The 17,489-nt window shown below is 44.6% G+C and carries 17 protein-coding genes; 15 read left to right on the top strand and 2 right to left on the bottom strand.

What is annotated here, in order from left to right; translation table 11 throughout:
• Positions 1–75 precede the first annotated feature (75 nt).
• From ubiE to P4S58_RS14815, 8 genes are all read left to right on the top strand, one after another.
• The gene (gene ubiE, locus P4S58_RS14850; RefSeq protein WP_042487914.1) at positions 76–861 is read left to right on the top strand and encodes a bifunctional demethylmenaquinone methyltransferase/2-methoxy-6-polyprenyl-1,4-benzoquinol methylase UbiE; all 786 of its coding nucleotides are present in this window, start codon (positions 76–78) and stop codon (positions 859–861) included.
• Positions 862–870: 9 nt separating this feature from the next.
• A complete protein-coding gene (locus P4S58_RS14845) occupies positions 871–1,503 on the top strand; it encodes a ubiquinone biosynthesis accessory factor UbiJ (RefSeq protein ID WP_102963015.1) in 633 nt (210 codons plus the stop codon).
• A gap of 3 nt (positions 1,504–1,506) precedes the next feature.
• Positions 1,507–3,141, top strand: a complete 1,635-nt coding sequence (gene ubiB / locus P4S58_RS14840) for a ubiquinone biosynthesis regulatory protein kinase UbiB (RefSeq protein WP_102963014.1) — start codon at positions 1,507–1,509, stop codon at positions 3,139–3,141.
• Positions 3,142–3,191: 50 nt separating this feature from the next.
• Complete coding sequence (gene tatA / locus P4S58_RS14835) at positions 3,192–3,431, top strand: Sec-independent protein translocase subunit TatA (protein WP_042487922.1); 240 nt, start codon at positions 3,192–3,194, stop codon at positions 3,429–3,431.
• A gap of 3 nt (positions 3,432–3,434) precedes the next feature.
• Positions 3,435–3,890, top strand: coding sequence for a Sec-independent protein translocase protein TatB (gene tatB, locus P4S58_RS14830; protein ID WP_102963013.1), 456 nt, complete (start codon positions 3,435–3,437; stop codon positions 3,888–3,890).
• An 80-nt stretch (positions 3,891–3,970) separates the two neighbouring features.
• Positions 3,971–4,720: a twin-arginine translocase subunit TatC gene (tatC, locus tag P4S58_RS14825; RefSeq protein ID WP_042487929.1), complete on the top strand. Its 750-nt coding sequence runs from the start codon at positions 3,971–3,973 to the stop codon at positions 4,718–4,720.
• A 233-nt stretch (positions 4,721–4,953) separates the two neighbouring features.
• Positions 4,954–6,543, top strand: coding sequence for a tetrathionate reductase family octaheme c-type cytochrome (locus tag P4S58_RS14820; RefSeq protein WP_102963012.1), 1,590 nt, complete (start codon positions 4,954–4,956; stop codon positions 6,541–6,543).
• A gap of 3 nt (positions 6,544–6,546) precedes the next feature.
• Positions 6,547–7,125, top strand: coding sequence for a cytochrome b/b6 domain-containing protein (locus P4S58_RS14815; protein WP_102963011.1), 579 nt, complete (start codon positions 6,547–6,549; stop codon positions 7,123–7,125).
• Between the two features lie 81 nt (positions 7,126–7,206).
• Here P4S58_RS14815 and P4S58_RS14810 read toward each other — a convergent pair whose 3' ends face one another.
• A complete protein-coding gene (locus P4S58_RS14810) occupies positions 7,207–7,968 on the bottom strand; it encodes a TatD family hydrolase (protein WP_102963010.1) in 762 nt (253 codons plus the stop codon).
• Between the two features lie 231 nt (positions 7,969–8,199).
• Between P4S58_RS14810 and hemB the strand changes: the two genes are divergently transcribed.
• The 4 genes from hemB (at position 8,200) to P4S58_RS23720 (ending at position 13,576) form a co-directional block, all read left to right on the top strand.
• Positions 8,200–9,237 (top strand): porphobilinogen synthase, encoded by a 1,038-nt coding sequence (gene hemB, locus P4S58_RS14805; protein WP_042487945.1) that lies wholly within the window; start codon positions 8,200–8,202, stop codon positions 9,235–9,237.
• Between the two features lie 91 nt (positions 9,238–9,328).
• Positions 9,329–9,766: a GNAT family N-acetyltransferase gene (locus P4S58_RS14800; RefSeq protein WP_102954583.1), complete on the top strand. Its 438-nt coding sequence runs from the start codon at positions 9,329–9,331 to the stop codon at positions 9,764–9,766.
• 767 nt (positions 9,767–10,533) lie between these two features.
• Positions 10,534–13,332, top strand: coding sequence for a DNA polymerase I (polA, locus tag P4S58_RS14795; protein WP_102963009.1), 2,799 nt, complete (start codon positions 10,534–10,536; stop codon positions 13,330–13,332).
• 196 nt (positions 13,333–13,528) lie between these two features.
• Positions 13,529–13,576, top strand: a complete 48-nt coding sequence (locus P4S58_RS23720; RefSeq protein ID WP_438356636.1) for a hypothetical protein — start codon at positions 13,529–13,531, stop codon at positions 13,574–13,576.
• Between the two features lie 465 nt (positions 13,577–14,041).
• On the opposite strand, the gene yihA is transcribed toward P4S58_RS23720, so the two are convergent.
• A complete protein-coding gene (gene yihA, locus P4S58_RS14790; protein WP_102941501.1) occupies positions 14,042–14,722 on the bottom strand; it encodes a ribosome biogenesis GTP-binding protein YihA/YsxC in 681 nt (226 codons plus the stop codon).
• Positions 14,723–14,857: 135 nt separating this feature from the next.
• On the opposite strand from yihA, the gene P4S58_RS14785 reads away from it, so the two are divergent.
• From P4S58_RS14785 to yihI, 3 genes are all read left to right on the top strand, one after another.
• Positions 14,858–15,475 (top strand): c-type cytochrome, encoded by a 618-nt coding sequence (locus P4S58_RS14785; protein WP_102941502.1) that lies wholly within the window; start codon positions 14,858–14,860, stop codon positions 15,473–15,475.
• 772 nt (positions 15,476–16,247) lie between these two features.
• Positions 16,248–16,901 (top strand): class I SAM-dependent methyltransferase, encoded by a 654-nt coding sequence (locus P4S58_RS14780; protein ID WP_042487961.1) that lies wholly within the window; start codon positions 16,248–16,250, stop codon positions 16,899–16,901.
• Positions 16,901–17,482, top strand: coding sequence for a Der GTPase-activating protein YihI (yihI, locus tag P4S58_RS14775; RefSeq protein WP_102954585.1), 582 nt, complete (start codon positions 16,901–16,903; stop codon positions 17,480–17,482). Before P4S58_RS14780 ends, yihI begins: the two co-directional genes overlap by 1 nt.
• Positions 17,483–17,489: the final 7 nt, after the last annotated feature.

The raw sequence follows: 17,489 nt of genomic DNA, 5'->3' as shown, positions 1-17,489 counted from the left end.
CGCTGCATAGCAACCAAATTGAAAAGAAACGAATGATGGCGGGCGCGATAGCGACCACAATGACGGATAGAAACGATGACGGACAGTAGTAGCGTGCAAACGAATACAGCAATGACAGATCAAGACACAACGCATTTCGGTTTCGAAACCGTTCGTAAAGAAGAAAAAGCAACCAAAGTCGCTCAGGTATTTCACTCTGTAGCAGCGAAATACGACATTATGAATGACTTAATGTCGGGTGGTGTTCATCGACTATGGAAGCGTTTTACGATTGATTGCTCAGGCGCACGTCCGGGACAAAAAATTCTCGATCTTGGTGGCGGTACTGGTGACCTGGCTGCGAAGTTTTCTCGTATTGTTGGCGATAAAGGCCACGTTATTCTGGCGGACATCAATAACTCAATGCTTAACGTAGGTCGCGATAAACTGCGTGACCGCGGCATTGTCGGCAACATTGATTTCGTACAAGCGAACGCGGAAGAACTGCCGTTTCCAGATAACCATTTTGACTGCATTACTATCAGCTTCTGTCTGCGTAACGTAACAGATAAAGATAAAGCACTGCGCTCTATGTACCGCGTTTTAAAACCGGGTGGTCGTCTGTTAGTGCTTGAGTTTTCTAAGCCTGTTTTAGATCCGCTTTCTAAAATTTATGATGCTTATTCGTTCCATATCTTGCCAAAAATGGGTGAACTGATTGCTAACGATGCAGACAGCTACCGTTATTTAGCAGAATCAATTCGCATGCATCCAGACCAAGAAACCTTAAAAGGTATGATGGTTGAAGCAGGCTTCGAGCAAGCAAGCTACTACAACCTGACTGGTGGTATCGTCGCACTGCACCGCGGTTACAAATTCTAAGGACCGCTTATGCCGTTTGAACCTCTCGTCACCGCGGTGATTGAAACCTCTCTAAATACCCTGATTAAAGACGACCCTAACTTGGGTCGTCGTCTTGCTCGCCTTAAAGGGCAAGTGATTCAAGTGCATCTCAAAGAACTGAATAAGACTCTAACGTTTGTTTTCAGCCAAAAGATCGATGTACTGGCAAATTATGAAGGCAAGCCAGACTGTTACTTGTCACTGCATCTGTCTGTACTGCCAGAACTGCGTGAACAAGCCAATATCACTAAACTCATCAAACAAGATAAGTTGGTGCTGGAAGGTGATATCCAACTGGCTCAGAAATTTTCTCAGTTGATGACAGATTGCAAACCTGACATTGAAGAATGGCTATCACGAGTCACTGGTGATGTGGTTGCTCATACGGTTGTTCAGGGGGCGAAAAACGTCGGCTCTTTGCTAACTTCTCAGTTTAACAAGCATCAGAACCATCTGGCTCAAGTGCTGACTGAAGAGTGGCGCATTGCACCCGCTCCGTTAGAGATCGCCTATTTCTGCGATCAAGTCGATGACGTGAAAAGTCAGGCTGCACGTTTAGAAGCAAAGCTAGCGGCACTGCTAGAGAAAATAAGCAAGGAAAACGCTGAGGTTGCCAAATAACTTATGACGCCTTCAGAACTAAAGCGCCTATATAGAATTATCAAAGTTCAGCTCGAATATGGGCTGGATGAATTCCTTCCTGATCATCAGTTAGCAAAAGCACCACGATTGTTGCGTAAGTCGCTGTTTTGGATTCGTAATCAGCACAGTGATAAGCCGTTAGGTGAACGTCTGCGTCTTGCGCTGCAAGAGTTAGGGCCAGTGTGGATTAAGTTTGGTCAGATGATGTCGACTCGTCGTGATCTGTTCCCGCCACATATCGCTGATCAGCTTGCGCTGCTGCAAGACAAGGTTGCGCCATTTGACGGCAAGCAGGCAAAACAGCAGATGGAAAAAGCGCTCGGCGGCAGCTTAGAAACTTGGTTTGACGATTTTGATATCGAACCGCTGGCGTCAGCTTCAATTGCTCAGGTGCACACTGCGAAACTAAAAGAAAACGGCCGCGAGATCGTTTTAAAAGTGATTCGTCCTGATATTCGTCCTGTGATTGATGCCGATATTAAGTTGATGTATCGCATGGCGCGGATTGTTGCCAAAGCGACTCCGGAGACTAAACGTCTCAAGCCAGTCGAAGTGGTACGAGAGTACGAAAAAACGCTGATCGATGAGTTGGATTTGCGCAGAGAAGCGGCCAACGCAATTCGCTTGCGTCGTAACTTCGAAGACAGTGAAGAACTTTACGTTCCTGAAATAATTAGCGATTTGAGTAATGAAACTGTCATGGTTTCTGAGCGAATATACGGCATTCAGGTTTCAGACGTAGAACGTTTACAAGCAAACGGCACCAATATGAAGCTGTTAGCTGAGCGCGGAGTAAGCGTGTTTTTCACCCAGGTGTTCCGCGATAGTTTCTTCCATGCCGACATGCATCCGGGCAACGTGTTTGTAAACCCCGAGCATCCAGAAAATCCGCAGTGGATTGGCTTGGACTGTGGCATCGTAGGCACACTCAACAGCGAAGATAAACGTTATTTAGCCGAAAACTTCTTGGCATTCTTTAACCGAGATTACCGCAAAGTTGCTGAGCTGCACGTTGATTCTGGCTGGGTACCTCACGATACCAATATTGATGAGTTTGAAGTCGCAATTCGTATCGTCTGTGAACCTATTTTTGCAAAACCTCTTTGTGAAATTTCCTTTGGTCACGTGCTGTTGAACCTGTTCAATACAGCGCGCCGATTCAATATGGAAGTTCAGCCACAATTGGTATTGCTGCAGAAAACTCTGCTTTATGTTGAAGGGCTTGGCCGCCAGCTTTATCCGCAACTCGATTTGTGGCAAACGGCGAAACCTTTCCTAGAAAAATGGATGATGAACCAAGTGGGGCCGCAAGCTGTCATCAATGCAGTGAAAGAGCGTGCGCCATTCTGGGCAGAAAAATTACCTGAATTACCAGAGCTGCTATACGACAGTTTACGCCAAGGTAAAGTGATGAATCAGCGTATTGATCAGCTTTACCAAGGCTATCGAGAGACAAAGCGTCAGCAGGCTACAGGCAAGTTTTTATTTGGTATTGGCGCCACATTAGTCGTATGCTCGGCAATACTGGTCGCCAGTCACTTTGAGCAGTTAGCTGTGGGCAGTGCGGTTGCAGGCTTCACATTTTGGCTGTTTAGTTGGCGGGCTTATCGTCGTTAGGCGATAAACTTCAGAAATCATTATGAGTAAATAACCCCGAGGTAGAAATAATGGGTGGTATCAGTATTTGGCAACTTCTTATCATTGCTGTGATCGTAGTTCTATTGTTTGGTACAAAGAAATTACGTGGCATCGGCGGTGATCTTGGTGGTGCAGTAAAAGGTTTCAAAAAGGCGATGGCTGAAGAAGAGAAGCCAGAAGAAAAAGACGCTGACTTTGAACCAAAGAACTTGGAGCAACAGAAAACAGCTGCTTCAACTGAAACCAAAAAAGACAAAGAGCAGGCGTAAAGAGTGTTCGATATCGGTTTTTGGGAGCTGGTATTAATCTCTGTTGTTGCTTTAGTTGTATTAGGTCCTGAACGTTTGCCACATGCTATTCGCAGCGTGACCAAGTTTATTGGTGCGGCGAAAAGCATGGCGAACAGTGTGAAAGATGAGTTGGCTCATGAGCTGAAAGTGCAAGAGTTACAAGAAAACTTGCGCAAAGCTGAGCAAATGGGCATGAAGAATCTTTCACCTGAACTTCAAGAATCGGTCGATAAGCTAAAGCAAGCGGCGCAAGATGTTCAGCGTCCTTATGCTGCATCGAACAATACGCAAACAGCGGATAATTCAGCCGCAACGAGCGCAGAAACTATAGATGTTTCAGAATCAATGAATGGTTCAGAAACGATAAATGTTACTGCGCAAGCTCAAACTCAGCCAACTGAGGAAGAGTCTAAATCGGCAGAAAAGAAAGCCGAATAAGCCATCAAATGAAGAGCACACGTTGCTCTTCATTTTCTGTTTTATGATCTCAGTTATATGAGCTGTCACATGAGGTTCCAATGTCTTCTGTAGAACAGACGCAGCCTTTAATTAGTCACCTTCTTGAGCTACGCAACCGCTTATTGCACAGTATCGCGGGCGTGCTGGTTGTGTTTCTTGCTTTGATCTATTTCTCCGGTGAAATTTACGAATTTGTCTCCAAGCCTCTGGTGGAACGTCTGCCGGAAGGCGCGACAATGATTGCAACCGATGTTGCTTCACCGTTCTTTACACCACTTAAGCTGACTCTGATTGTTGCTGTGTTTCTCTCTGTGCCTTATATCCTTTATCAGGTATGGGCATTTGTGGCTCCGGGTTTGTATAAACATGAGCGTCGCTTAATTTTCCCTCTGCTGTTTTCTAGCTCGCTATTGTTTTACTGCGGTGTTGCTTTCGCTTACTTCGTGGTATTCCCGCTGGTGTTTGGTTTCTTTACCGCTATTGCATTGGGTGGTGTGGAAATCGCAACGGACATTGCCAGTTATCTTGATTTCGTCTTAGCGCTTTTCTTGGCGTTTGGTATCGCGTTTGAAGTACCCGTCGCCATCTGCTTGCTTTGCTGGACAGGGGCAACCACACCTAAGTCTTTAGCAACTAAGCGCCCGTACATCATTGTGGCAGCGTTTGTTGTCGGTATGCTGCTTACGCCGCCGGATATGATTTCACAGACCTTATTGGCAATTCCAATGTGCTTGCTGTTTGAAGTCGGACTTATCTTTGCTCGTTTCTACACTAAGAAAGAAGCGGATGAAGAGGAAGTGGAAGAATAGGCCGATAAGCTGTAGTGAACATCGAGATGAAAAGGAGCTTTGGCTCCTTTTTTTGTGCCCGCTGGTTGAGCAAATTCTATAGCCATCACAGTTTTACGATTTGATGTGTTGTTGATGGTTTTTTGCACAATAGTTTGATTTAAAACAATTGTGCTGCGATCTGCTTTCGCATTTGAAATTCTTTTGTCTAATTATATAAGCGAATTCTAATTTACCAGGAAGGTATGTTCGGAATGAAAACTATAACGATTAGACACAGCTCGGTGTTATTGCTGTTACTTACGGTGCTTTTCACCGTAACTACGTCATTAGCTTATGCGTCAACGGCTGATCACCAAACCTTTGAACAACTGAACGGGCCTTTTAACAAAGCTCAGGAAGTGACAAAAGCGTGTTTGGAATGCCACACCGAAGCGGGCGAGCAGATTCAGGCTTCAACCCACTGGACGTGGGAGCATGAACAGCTCAGTTCAGATGAGATTTACGGCAAGAAAAACGTCGTCAATAACTTCTGCATTTCTACTGCTTCCAATGAGCCTCGCTGTACAAGCTGCCATACAGGCTATGGCTGGAAAGACGACCAATTTGATTTCACCAAACAAGAGAGTATCGACTGTTTGGTCTGCCATGATCAATCCGGTCAATACCGAAAATTTCCTACCGCAGCCGGTCATCCCAATTATGTCGACACTGAATGGCCTGTTGGCTCAGGGAAAATTCTCCCTGCGGTTGATTTAGCACAATCCGCCAAAAGTGTTGCAACGCCAGAAGTAAAGAACTGCGGCAGTTGTCATTTCTTTGGTGGTGGTGGTGATGCCGTCAAACACGGCGATATGGATTCAAGTCTAAATACCGCTTCGCCCGAACTCGATGTGCATCTTGCCAAAGAGGGCGCTAATTTGAAGTGCCAGGACTGCCATACCACCAGTGCGCACATTACTCAGGGTTCTCGCTACTCGATGAATGCAAAAGATACCTCTGGTATCGACATTCCCGGACATACTGACATGAGTCGTGCAACTTGCGAATCTTGCCATAGTGCCGCGCCTCACCAAGACTCACGTGAATCGATTCGCCTTAATCAGCATGCAGAAAATGTCGCTTGTCAGACATGCCATATTCCAGAATTTGCTCGTGAAAAAGCGACAAAAACCTTCTGGGATTGGTCTACTGCTGGCGACAAGAAACGGCCAATGACCAAAGATGAGTGGGGCAATCCACTTTACGATCCGAAAAAAGGGGATTTCGTCTGGGAGAAAAACGTGGTTCCTGAATATGCCTGTTTTAATGGCGAGATTGATTACACCACAGTGGGTGAGAAGGTTGAGCCTAATGCCAATGGTGTGATTGAACTGACCAAAGTTCAGGGAACTTGTGGTGAAGAAGGGACTCGCATTTGGCCGTTCAAAGTGATGAAAGGCAAGCAGCCTTATGATGTGAAAAATCAACTGATGATAACGCCACATCTGTTCGGTAAAGATAGTTCTGCTTATTGGAAATCTTATGATTGGGCTGCGGCTGCAACAGCAGGTATGGCGGCGAGTGGGTTAGAGTTTGGCGGTGAGATGACGTTTGTCGACACCGATTATCATTTCCCGATAACCCATATGGTAGCTCCAGCAGAGAAAGCATTGGAATGCCAAGACTGCCATAGCAAAGATGGTCGAATGGCGAAAATTGCTGGTTTCTATATTCCCGGCCGTGATGATGCCCTTGGTGGTAATAGTCGGTATTTGTGGTGGTTGGTTGCTCTGACTGTGTTGGCAGCCGCAATACATGGCTTGTTAAGGTTATTCTCGCGTCATCCGCAAGGTAAGGAGTAGGTTATGCGTCATATGGTTTATAAACGCTTTGAACGCTTCTGGCACTGGGCACAGAGCTTACTGATTATCGCGATGATAGCGACCGGATTTGAAATTCATGGCTCTTACCAGTGGTTAGGTTTCGAAGATGCTTTGTTCTGGCATGAGTTGTGCGCCGTCACATTGATTGTGCTTTGGTTGTTTGCCATTTTCTGGCATTTCACGACAGGGGAATGGAGGCAATATATGCCAACGACCGACAAGCTCTCTGATGTGGTGAGTTTCTATGTACGAGGTATTTTTCTAGGGCAGCCACATCCGTATCAGGCGACACCAGAGAGAAAGCACAATCCTTTGCAGCGCTTTTTCTATCTGGGTTTTAAGCTGATATTAGCGCCATTGATTTGGGTTTCTGGTGCTCTGTTATTACTTCACCCTTTCGGTATTGAAGTCATTCCTTTGGGCACATTATCGGGGATGCATTTGTTGGTGGCGTTTTTATTTGTGGTGTTCTTGATTGGGCATATTTACATGACCACCACAGGGCCGACGCCCACCAGTCATATCAAAACTATGATTACCGGCTACGAGGAGGAACATTAATCTAAGGTGAAAGGAATAAAACTCTAACTCTTGGCTCACTATGAGAAAGCCCCTTAAAAGATGAGGGGGCTTTGTTTTTTACTAAAGGTTGAACAGCTTTTTGGCGTTCAATGTGGTGAGTGTGTCGACTTCTTCAATGGTCATCTCACGAAGCTCTGCGACTCGTTTCGCGACGAGTTGGGTGTAAGCCGGTTCATTGCGTTTTCCACGATGAGGAACCGGCGCAAGGTAAGGGCAGTCGGTTTCTAAAATCACGTAGTTAAGGTCGAGATGAGGAATAACCTGATCCATGCCACCATTTTTAAAAGTAGAAACACCACCTAAGCCAAGATGAAAGCCCAAATCGTTGATCGCTTTCGCTTCTTCTACACTGCCACCAAAGCAGTGGAACACGCCACGTAGTGAACCATCTTGCTCTTTACGCAGTAAGGCTAATGTTTCCTCAATGGAGTCTCGGGTGTGTATCACCACAGGAAGGTCCATCTCTTTCGCCCAGTTAAGTTGAGTGACAAACGCCATTTCTTGCTCTGCGCGATAGGTTTTATCCCAGTAGAGGTCGATACCTATTTCACCCACAGCGATGAAACTGTGTTTATCAAACCAAGCACGAATAGTTTCCAGAGTCTGATTTACGTTGGCATCTACATAGCACGGATGAAGCCCCATCATAGAACGGCATACTTCAGGGTAAGCCGCTTCTGTTGCCAGCATAGGTTCGATGGATTCTAAGTCGATATTTGGCAACAAGATTTGGTTGATACCTTGTTCTAAGGCGCGTTGAACAACGGCATCTCTGTCTTGGTCAAATTCGCTGGCATAGATATGGGCATGGGTATCAATCATGGTGTTGTCTCGCTAAATTCTGTTTGCGGGCAGTATACGTGAGTGTGAGCATCGGGTCATTTTTTGTATTTTTACTTAAAGGCTCTAGCACCAGAGTTTGAGAGTGATATGATTTCGCCTGAACCTGTTCCACCTGAAGTGCTTTTCTATGAGTGCTTTCTGTCTGAATGGGAATCTACATATCAAATAAAGTCTGAACTTTGAATCAGACAGACCAAGAAGGAGAGTAGAGTGTCAGTATCCATCCAAGGCCAGTTCCCAGGTCGTCGTCTACGTCGTATACGTAAACACGATTTTTCTCGTCGCCTAGTGGCCGAAAACAAGCTTTCGGTAAATGACCTAATTTACCCGATGTTTGTTTTGATGGGCAAAGATCGCCGTGAAGCGATTGAATCTATGCCGGGAATCGAACGTCTGTCTATCGATCTATTGTTGGAAGAAGCGTTGTATCTAGCAAACCTTGGTGTTCCTGCTATCGCTCTGTTCCCTGTGGTTAATCAAGATGCAAAAAGTTTAGACGCTGCGGAAGCCTACAACCCTGATGGTTTGGTTCAGCGCGCCGTTCGTTTGTTGAAAGAACACGTTCCGCAAATGGGCGTGATCACCGATGTAGCCTTAGACCCTTATACTACTCACGGGCAAGACGGCATTATCGATGAAACCGGCTATGTAATGAATGATGAGACGACAGAGGTGCTGATCAAACAAGCGCTTTCTCATGCTGAAGCGGGTGCCGATGTGGTTGCACCATCAGACATGATGGACGGTCGTATTGGCAAAATCCGTGAAGCGCTAGAAGAAGCGGGTCACATTCATACTCAAATCATGGCTTACTCAGCAAAATACGCTTCTTGTTATTACGGCCCGTTCCGTGATGCAGTCGGCTCTGCGAGCAATCTGAAAGGTGGTAACAAGAAGAACTACCAGATGGATCCTGCGAACAGTGATGAAGCGATTCATGAAGTGGCGATGGATGTGAATGAAGGCGCGGATATGGTGATGGTGAAACCGGGTATGCCATATCTGGATGTGGTTCGCCGTGTTAAGACAGAACTGCAAGTTCCAACTTTCGCTTACCAAGTTTCTGGCGAATACGCGATGCACAAAGCTGCGATTCTCAATGGCTGGTTGTCAGAGAAAGAAACAGTGATGGAATCTCTACTGTGCTTTAAGCGCGCGGGCGCGGACGGCATTTTGACTTACTTTGCTAAAGATGTCGCACAGTGGCTGGCTGAAGAAAATGCTCAAGCGGCTCAGTTTCTAAAGTAAAACCCCTAAAATAAACCAGAAAACGAACAAGTCACTAAAGGCTGGCCATTGACCAGCCTTTTCTTTTTGAACTCAATTTAAGGAAACAATAATGAAGATACGTGAAGGCAGTTTGTCTGAAGTTGTAACCGTGGTGACTGAAATTGATGAGTTCATTGTTAAAGAAAACGAACAAAGCTTAGCTCAGCGATTAGAAGGTAAGCGCCATTTGATTCTGGTTGCGGAGCAACAAGGCCAAATATTAGGTTTCAAAATCGGCTACGAGCTCGATTCAGATACTTTCTACAGTTGGTTTGGTGGTGTTTCGCCTAAAGCTCGCAATTTGGGGTTGGCACAAAAGCTATTAGATGTGCAGGAATCTTGGGTTATTGAACAAGGATATCAACAGCTTAAGGTTAAATCGCGCAATCAGTTTCCAGCTATGTTGAGGCTGCTATTAAGGAATAACTACCTGATTGAGAACTTTGAACCATATGAGCCGCTATTGGAAAGCCGTATCCACTTTGTGAAGCAGTTAAAAAATAAATGAGATTTTTTCTCATTTATTGTTGACAGTCAAATGAGAATCATTATTATTAACTTTGTCTTAGGGAATGAGTGAATTTCATAAGGATGTGAGTGACTTGCTTTTTAAACTTGTTTAATTGCAAAGAATGAACAGCTGAATGAACGAACCTATTCTTTTTGACACGACATTGCTCACATTGCTTCCAGTGTAATTTTAAGCTTTTCGGTAGTGCTGAACGTTTTATTTCAGGCTGACCTTATATTGCTAGGCGACATCAAACGATGTCGCTTTTTTTATGCCACTTATCCACCGCTCCTTTCTGGCGAGGCTACGATCTTATATTTTTCTGTTTGGGTCGAGATGTATAGTGACAAGTTTTTATTTTCAGTGATTAACCAGATTTCTCACCGTCAGAAAAATGCTCTTTTGTAAGAATTCTGTGTCAGAGTATGAAAATTCATCATTCATTTTGGATCCAGATCTCAAGGTGACTAAAAGGACACCGAGTGTCTTTTCCACAATTGATGATCGGAGGATGATCGTATTTTAAAACTTGGATCTTTTATTTTTGTATTAAAAAACAATAAATTAAATAATGTTTCGTTGCTGTTTTTTACACTTTAATAACCAGTGGATAAAATCTATAAACAGAGTTATCCACAGAACTGTTTGTGTGTTGGTGAGCAATTAGACGAAAGCGTGAACTTGAGTCTGCAAGGTAACATAGAATCCTGAACACAGTCGTGGCATCCTAGTCGCCAATTGTTTCTCATTGGACTAGCAACACTATGGCTCGCATTCCTGATAATCCGTTAATTTTGATCGACGGTTCTTCTTATTTATATCGCGCATTCCACGCTTATCCAGGCACCATGAGTAATGGGGATATTCCAACTAACGCTGTTTATGGTGTAGTGAATATGGTCCGTTCTATGATGCGCCAATTTGCTTCGGATCGTATTGCCGTTATTTTTGATGCCAAAGGCAAAACGTTCCGTGATGACATGTTTCCAGAATATAAGGCTCATCGTCCGCCAATGCCGGATGACCTGCGTTGTCAGATTGAGCCGCTACACAACATTATTCGAGCAATGGGTTTGCCACTGCTTTCTGTTGAAGGTGTGGAAGCGGACGATGTGATCGGCACTTTGGCTTCTCAGGCGTCACAAGCGGGCATGCCGGTACTTATCAGTACGGGTGATAAAGATATGGCTCAGTTGGTGGACGATAACGTTACTCTTATCAACACCATGACCAATGTGGTGATGGACAGAGAAGGCGTGATTGAGAAGTTTGGCATTCCACCAGAGTTGATTATCGATTACCTCGCACTGATGGGTGATAAGGTCGATAACATTCCGGGTGTACCGGGTGTGGGTGATAAAACCGCAACGGCATTACTGCAAGGTATTGGCGGTCTGGATGCGCTCTATGAGAACCTAGATAAGATTGCAGACTTGGGTTTCCGTGGTTCTAAAACCATGGCTCAGAAACTCGAAGATAATCGCGAAAACGCGTACATGTCTTACAAGTTGGCAACCATTAAGCTCGATGTTGAGCTAGAAAATACCCCTGAATCTCTGCATAAACAAACGCCGGATCGTGATGCTCTGATTGAGCTTTACGGCAAAATGGCATTCAAATCTTGGTTGTCTGAGTTGCTAGAGGGCGGATCAGGTGTTGTTGAAGCCGTTGAGAAGAGCGGTGATACCGCATCCACAGCGTCTGCAGCGAGTGTCGCACTTCAAGCTGATACCTCAGCAGTAAAAATCGACCGCAGTCAGTATCAAACCATTCTCGATCAAGAGACGTTTAAAGCGTGGCTGGAGAAATTGCAATCAGCAGAGCTGTTTGCATTTGACACTGAAACGGACAGCCTAGATTACATGGTCGCTAACTTAGTGGGCGTGTCGTTTGCTGTGGCGGAAGGTGAGGCGGCATATGTTCCGGTTGCTCATGACTACCTTGATGCACCACAGCAGCTCAGTCGTGAATGGGTGCTGGAGCAGCTAAAACCGATTTTAGAAGATGAGTCAAAACATAAAGTTGGCCAGAATCTGAAATACGATGCGAGCGTACTTGCACGTTATGGTATTGAGATGCGCGGCATTGCGCACGACACTATGCTGGCCTCTTACGTCTACAACAGTGTGGGCGGTAAGCACGATATGGACAGCTTGGCACTTCGCTTTATGCAGCACAGCTGTATTTCGTTTGAGCAAGTGGCGGGCAAGGGTAAGAACCAGCTGACTTTCAATCAAATCGATTTAGAGCAAGCAGCGCCATACGCAGCAGAAGATGCGGATGTGACTCTTTGTCTCCACAATCGCTTGTGGCCGTTAATTGAGCAAGATGAAAAACTGCTTTCTATCTACCGTGATATTGAAATGCCACTGGTTCCTGTGATTTCGCGTATTGAGCGCACGGGCGTGTTAATTAATGACATGCTGCTTGGTACTCAATCACAAGAAATTGCTCTGCGTCTTGATGAGCTAGAGAAGAAAGCGTTTGAAATTGCAGGGCAAGAGTTCAACTTGAGCTCACCAAAACAGCTGCAAACCATTCTGTTCGATCAGATGAAGCTTCCGGTTGTGAAGAAAACGCCTTCAGGCACGCCATCAACCAACGAGGAAGTGCTGCAAGAGCTGGCATTGGATTACCCTCTACCGGCTGTGATCTTGGAATATCGAGGTTTGGCGAAGCTGAAATCGACTTACACCGACAAGCTACCTAAGATGATTAACCCAACAACTGGGCGCGTACATACTTCTTATCATCAGGCGGTAACGGCAACAGGTCGTTTATCTTCAACCGATCCAAACTTACAGAACATTCCAATTCGTAACGAGGAAGGTCGCCGTATTCGCCAAGCGTTTATTGCTCCGCATGGCTGGAAAATTATGGCTGTCGACTACTCGCAAATCGAACTGCGCATTATGGCGCACCTGTCAGGTGACAAAGCACTGTTAGAAGCGTTCCAGCAAGGTAAAGATATCCATGCTGCAACGGCTGCTGAGATCTTGGGCGTCAGTATTGATCAGGTTAGCAGTGAACAGCGTCGCCGAGCGAAAGCGGTTAACTTCGGTTTGATCTACGGTATGAGTGCATTTGGTCTGGCTAAACAACTGGGCATTCCACGTGGTGAAGCACAAACCTATATGGACAGATACTTCGAACGCTACCCTGGCGTGATGCAGTATATGGAAGATACACGCAGTGCGGCTTCTGAGCAGGGGTATGTTGAAACCATCTTTGGTCGTCGTCTTCACTTGCCGGAAATCAAGTCTCGTAACGGTATGCGTCGTAAAGCTGCGGAACGTGCAGCGATCAACGCGCCAATGCAAGGAACCGCTGCTGACATCATCAAGAAAGCCATGTTGCTGGTTGATGAATGGATTCGCCAAGAGGGCAACGGTCGTGTGAAACTGCTGATGCAAGTGCACGATGAATTGGTGTTTGAGGTTGAAGAGTCAGCTTTATCCGAAATTGAAAGTAAAGTACGAGAATTGATGGAATCTGCCGCTGAACTTAAAGTGCCACTGGTTGCGGAAGCAGGGCATGGCGACAACTGGGATCAGGCACACTAATCACACAGAATCGTCTAAAAATCGAGATAAATATGAGCCAGCGCACAATTGCTGGCTTTATTTTTACCTATAAAAAAATAAACGCATTTCAAATGTTTATGTAGCTTAATAAAAACTTAATGAAAAAAAATTACAAAAGTGGTTTTCATTTCTGACCAATTGTTGTACATTAACTTTCGTAGGGTACAGAGGTAAGATGTTCTATCTTTCAGACCTTTTGTTTCACGTTATTGGATTAGGCTGATTCAGCCGCCCCAGTCTCCTTTTGACTGGGGCGTTTTTTCTTGTGCGTTACAAAACTTTTTTCTTCTCGTAAGTTGCCTTTCTTTTGCCAAAAATCTTCTGAGCTTTTCTCCTTATACTGCCGATTCCTATACAGTGTTTTCGTGAATTCTAATGTCAGTTTCGTAATTTTATATCAGCATGATTAATGATTGTTTTTAGAGTAATGATTCTATAAATGATTTTGTAACTATCTGATATTTAATAAAAATAAAGTGAAGCTAATGTGGAAGGGATTTTTCGTGATCAAGCCATATTGTTTTTACTAGGCGTTTGGGGAATGCTAAACCGCATAACAATAACGATTAGCTTTTATTCTCTCCATTCCCCCACTTAGGTGGGGATTTTTGTATCTGCCACTTTTAAATAGCAAAAAGCCCCACCAATTGGCAGGGCTCATGTTTCTGAGAAGGTAGAATCTTTCTATTTATTCTTCTTTAGCTTGTTCTTCTTCAGCATCTTGCTGTTGGTCTTCAAGTACTTCTTCAACCAATTGCTCAGCAAGTGCCGGTGCAAACCAAGCATCAAGCTTAGCGCGCAGAATATCAACGCCGATACCGCTCAATGAAGAGAAGCCGTCAACACTTACGTCGCCACCAAATTCTTTCGCATCATTACGGATTTTCAGAATTTGCGCTTTACGAGCACCGCTCTTTAGCTTGTCCGCTTTAGTAAGTAGTACCTGAACTGGGATGCCACACTCAACCGCCCAAACAATGAGTTGTTGGTCGAGATCTTTCATCGGGTGACGGATATCCATCAAAACCACCAAACCCTTCAGGCATTGGCGCTTTTGTAAGTACTCACCTAACGATTGTTGCCACTTCTTCTTCATTTCTAGTGGAACTTGAGCAAAACCATAGCCCGGTAAGTCAACAATGTGGCAACCTTCGGTCACTTTAAACAAGTTAATTAACTGAGTTCGTCCTGGGGTTTTACTGGTTTTTGCTAGGCTCTTCTGATTGGTTAATCGATTGAGAGAACTAGATTTGCCAGCATTTGAGCGTCCTGCAAACGCAATTTCGATACCTTCGTCAGCTGGAAGATGGCGAATGTCTGGTGCACTGGTAATGAAATGCGTGTTTTGATAATGAATTTTTACGCTCACTGTTAACTCCATCTCGACTTTGTGTAGTCGATTGATTACTTTTTTGTGAAATTGTGTAAAATAACCGTGCTCGGCATAAAGTCGCCAATTGTACCACAGTGGTACTGGAAGCTTGATTATTATAAATGGAATGTCATGAATAAATTAGCGCTAATATTGAGTCTTTTAGCCAGCTGCTCCGTATGGGCCCAAGGCAGCATAGAAGCTGGCAAAGCAAAATCCGAAACGTGTGTTGCCTGTCACGGTGCTGATGGCAACAGTCTAATTACAACTTACCCTAAACTTGCTGGCCAACACGCTAAGTATATTGAGAAGCAGCTAAAAGATCTCAAACTTGGTGCGACGAGTGCTGGTAAACAAGGCCGTTACGACCCTGTAATGAGTGCTATGGCGATGCCACTTAGCGACGAAGACATGTCTGACTTGGCCGCTTACTTCTCTTCACTCCCTATCTCTTCTAACTCTACACCTGAAGATGTAGTAAGCACGGGTAAAGCACTATATACAGCGGGTGATGCCTCTCGTGGTCTAACAGCGTGTATCGCATGTCATGGCCCACGTGGTAATGGTACAGAACTTTCAGGGTTCCCTAAAATTTCTGGTCAGCATGCTGATTATGTTAAAGCTCAGCTGATGAAATTCCGCGATGATTCGCGTGGTAATGACATGAACGCTATGATGCGTGATGTTGCTAAGAAGTTAACTGATGCTGACATCGAAATTTTGTCTAAATATGTTGGTGGTCTGCACTAACGAAGCCTAGCCAAGTTCGAGCAATGTTGTAAACAACCCTGAAGTGCGCTTCGGGGTTGTTGCGTTTTAGGGCTAAATTTTCTTCTCTAATCATGGTTCCATAAAGGCTCAGTATCAGAAATGGCTGATGACCTTGTGAGATATTTGCCATACTGACTGCTTATCTTATTGTTAACCAAATCTTAACTAATTGATTTGTATAGAGCTTGATTAAGGTTGAGAAAATTGGCTTAAAAATTAGAGCTAGATCCATTGTTTAAACGCGTCATCGGCGTAAAGTTCCTGTGTTGGCAAGATGCTGACAGAGGAACTCAGACCATGAAGGTCTCCAAGGAGCAGGTAGGGATAGCTTGCATTCCGGTAAGGGACAGACAATAAGTAGGATGCTTATTGGGATAAGGATGGTCACTTCGTCTAATGGTAAGACAGTGTAAAGGATCGAGCAAAGGACCGCTTTGCTACAGGAAGTAACATTTGCTATAAAAAGTAGCGATATATGCTATAAAAGGTAGCAATAAGAGGGAAGGCCAAAATTCATCAGGATGATGACAAAACACACTTTTTGGCAGGGAAAGCATTAAAAACAAATGGAATATTGGTGTACCGAATCGGTATGACCCACTTTTTGTCACATACGTGGCGACTTAGAAAGCGATAGGTAACCCTATCGCTTTTTTTATTTTTAACTAAATTGTTGAAAAAATGTTCGTCGAGTCTCCACTCTAGCGTCAGTTTCTGGTATGTTTCGCATCCCCCGTTAAAGGATGCCGAAATGCACAACTGCCCTCAATGTCGCTGCCCTTTATGCAATGGCGATAAAACCGATGCGTATTTTGAAGATAAACATCGAGAGTATCTTCAATGTCAGACATGTCAGTTGGTATTTGTAAACCCGCAGCACCGTTTAAGTGCTGAGCGTGAAAAAGCGTTTTATGACTTACATGAAAACGATCCAAACGACGCAGGCTATCGTCGCTTTTTATCTCGTGTATGTGATCCTATGCTTGAAAGACTGGCTCCAGATTCGAAAGGGTTAGATTTTGGCTGTGGTCCCGGACCAACACTCTCTTTGATGTTAGAAGAAGCAGGTCACGACGTGGCTTTGTACGATATCTTCTTTCATCCAAATGAACAGGCGCTACAGACAGAATACGATTTTATGACTGCTACAGAGGTGATAGAACACTTACATCACCCAGATACTGTGTGGCAGCAATGGTTGAATTTGGTTAAACCCGGAGGCTGGATTGGTCTGATGACCAAAATGGTAAAAGACAGAGATGCTTTTGCTAGTTGGCACTACAAGAATGACCTCACACATGTGATCTTCTTTAGTCGCGCCACATTCCAGTTTTTGGCTGAGCGAGATAAGCTCGAACTTGAATTTATAGGCAACGATGTAATTTTGCTGAGGAAACCCCAGTAATGTCTAGAGAAAAGAAAACTAAAACAGGTATTAACGGCGATCTCGTTTTCGCACGTAAACATAACCGTAAGAATGACGAAGTTGAAGGTCGTGAACGCAAGAAAGCGAAGAAACACAAAGGATTGAAAAGCGGTAATCGTCACTCTGAAGGCAAGCAGCAATCAGAAAGAGCGGCAGCGCAAGCTCGTGACCCTCGTCTAGGTAGCAAGAAAAAGATTCCTTTGATTGTTGATACTAAGAAACCAACAAAACAAGAGCGTCGTATTTCGGCTGAGAAAGAGCTGGAAATGCTAGAGAATGATGCTCAATTAAACGTATTGTTGGACCGTATCGACAACGGCGAGAAGCTGGGTGCTGGTCTGCAAAAATACGTGGATGAGAAATTAGACCGTATTGAAATGTTGATGAAGCAGTTGGGCATCTACGAAGAAGAGCTTGATGTTGAAGACGAGCAAGACGAAGACGAGTCACTTTCTGCTAGTAAACAACCAGCGCCGAAAGCGACTAAGCGTCAGCCAAAATCAGATGATGACTACCTGTCTGATTTCGAAAACCTCGATCTAAACGATTATAAAGGCTAAGGATTTT

Origin of the sequence: Vibrio sp. Hal054 (assembly GCF_037162405.1) — a bacterium.
Classification (GTDB): domain Bacteria; phylum Pseudomonadota; class Gammaproteobacteria; order Enterobacterales; family Vibrionaceae; genus Vibrio; species Vibrio diazotrophicus.
The sequence above is the reverse complement of the archived record's forward strand: the minus strand, read 5'-3'. Positions and strand labels throughout refer to the sequence as shown.

What these genes read in the sequence shown, in the direction of transcription:
- ubiE (WP_042487914.1), top strand. Translation starts at nt 76, where the DNA reads ATGACGGACAGTAGTAGCGTGCAAACGAATACAGCAATGACAGATCAA.
- P4S58_RS14845 (WP_102963015.1), top strand. Translation starts at nt 871, where the DNA reads ATGCCGTTTGAACCTCTCGTCACCGCGGTGATTGAAACCTCTCTAAAT.
- ubiB (WP_102963014.1), top strand. Translation starts at nt 1,507, where the DNA reads ATGACGCCTTCAGAACTAAAGCGCCTATATAGAATTATCAAAGTTCAG.
- tatA (WP_042487922.1), top strand. Translation starts at nt 3,192, where the DNA reads ATGGGTGGTATCAGTATTTGGCAACTTCTTATCATTGCTGTGATCGTA.
- tatC (WP_042487929.1), top strand. Translation starts at nt 3,971, where the DNA reads ATGTCTTCTGTAGAACAGACGCAGCCTTTAATTAGTCACCTTCTTGAG.
- P4S58_RS14820 (WP_102963012.1), top strand. Translation starts at nt 4,954, where the DNA reads ATGAAAACTATAACGATTAGACACAGCTCGGTGTTATTGCTGTTACTT.
- P4S58_RS14815 (WP_102963011.1), top strand. Translation starts at nt 6,547, where the DNA reads ATGCGTCATATGGTTTATAAACGCTTTGAACGCTTCTGGCACTGGGCA.
- P4S58_RS14810 (WP_102963010.1), bottom strand. Translation starts at nt 7,968, where the DNA reads ATGATTGATACCCATGCCCATATCTATGCCAGCGAATTTGACCAAGAC.
- P4S58_RS14800 (WP_102954583.1), top strand. Translation starts at nt 9,329, where the DNA reads ATGAAGATACGTGAAGGCAGTTTGTCTGAAGTTGTAACCGTGGTGACT.
- polA (WP_102963009.1), top strand. Translation starts at nt 10,534, where the DNA reads ATGGCTCGCATTCCTGATAATCCGTTAATTTTGATCGACGGTTCTTCT.
- P4S58_RS14785 (WP_102941502.1), top strand. Translation starts at nt 14,858, where the DNA reads ATGAATAAATTAGCGCTAATATTGAGTCTTTTAGCCAGCTGCTCCGTA.
- P4S58_RS14780 (WP_042487961.1), top strand. Translation starts at nt 16,248, where the DNA reads ATGCACAACTGCCCTCAATGTCGCTGCCCTTTATGCAATGGCGATAAA.
- yihI (WP_102954585.1), top strand. Translation starts at nt 16,901, where the DNA reads ATGTCTAGAGAAAAGAAAACTAAAACAGGTATTAACGGCGATCTCGTT.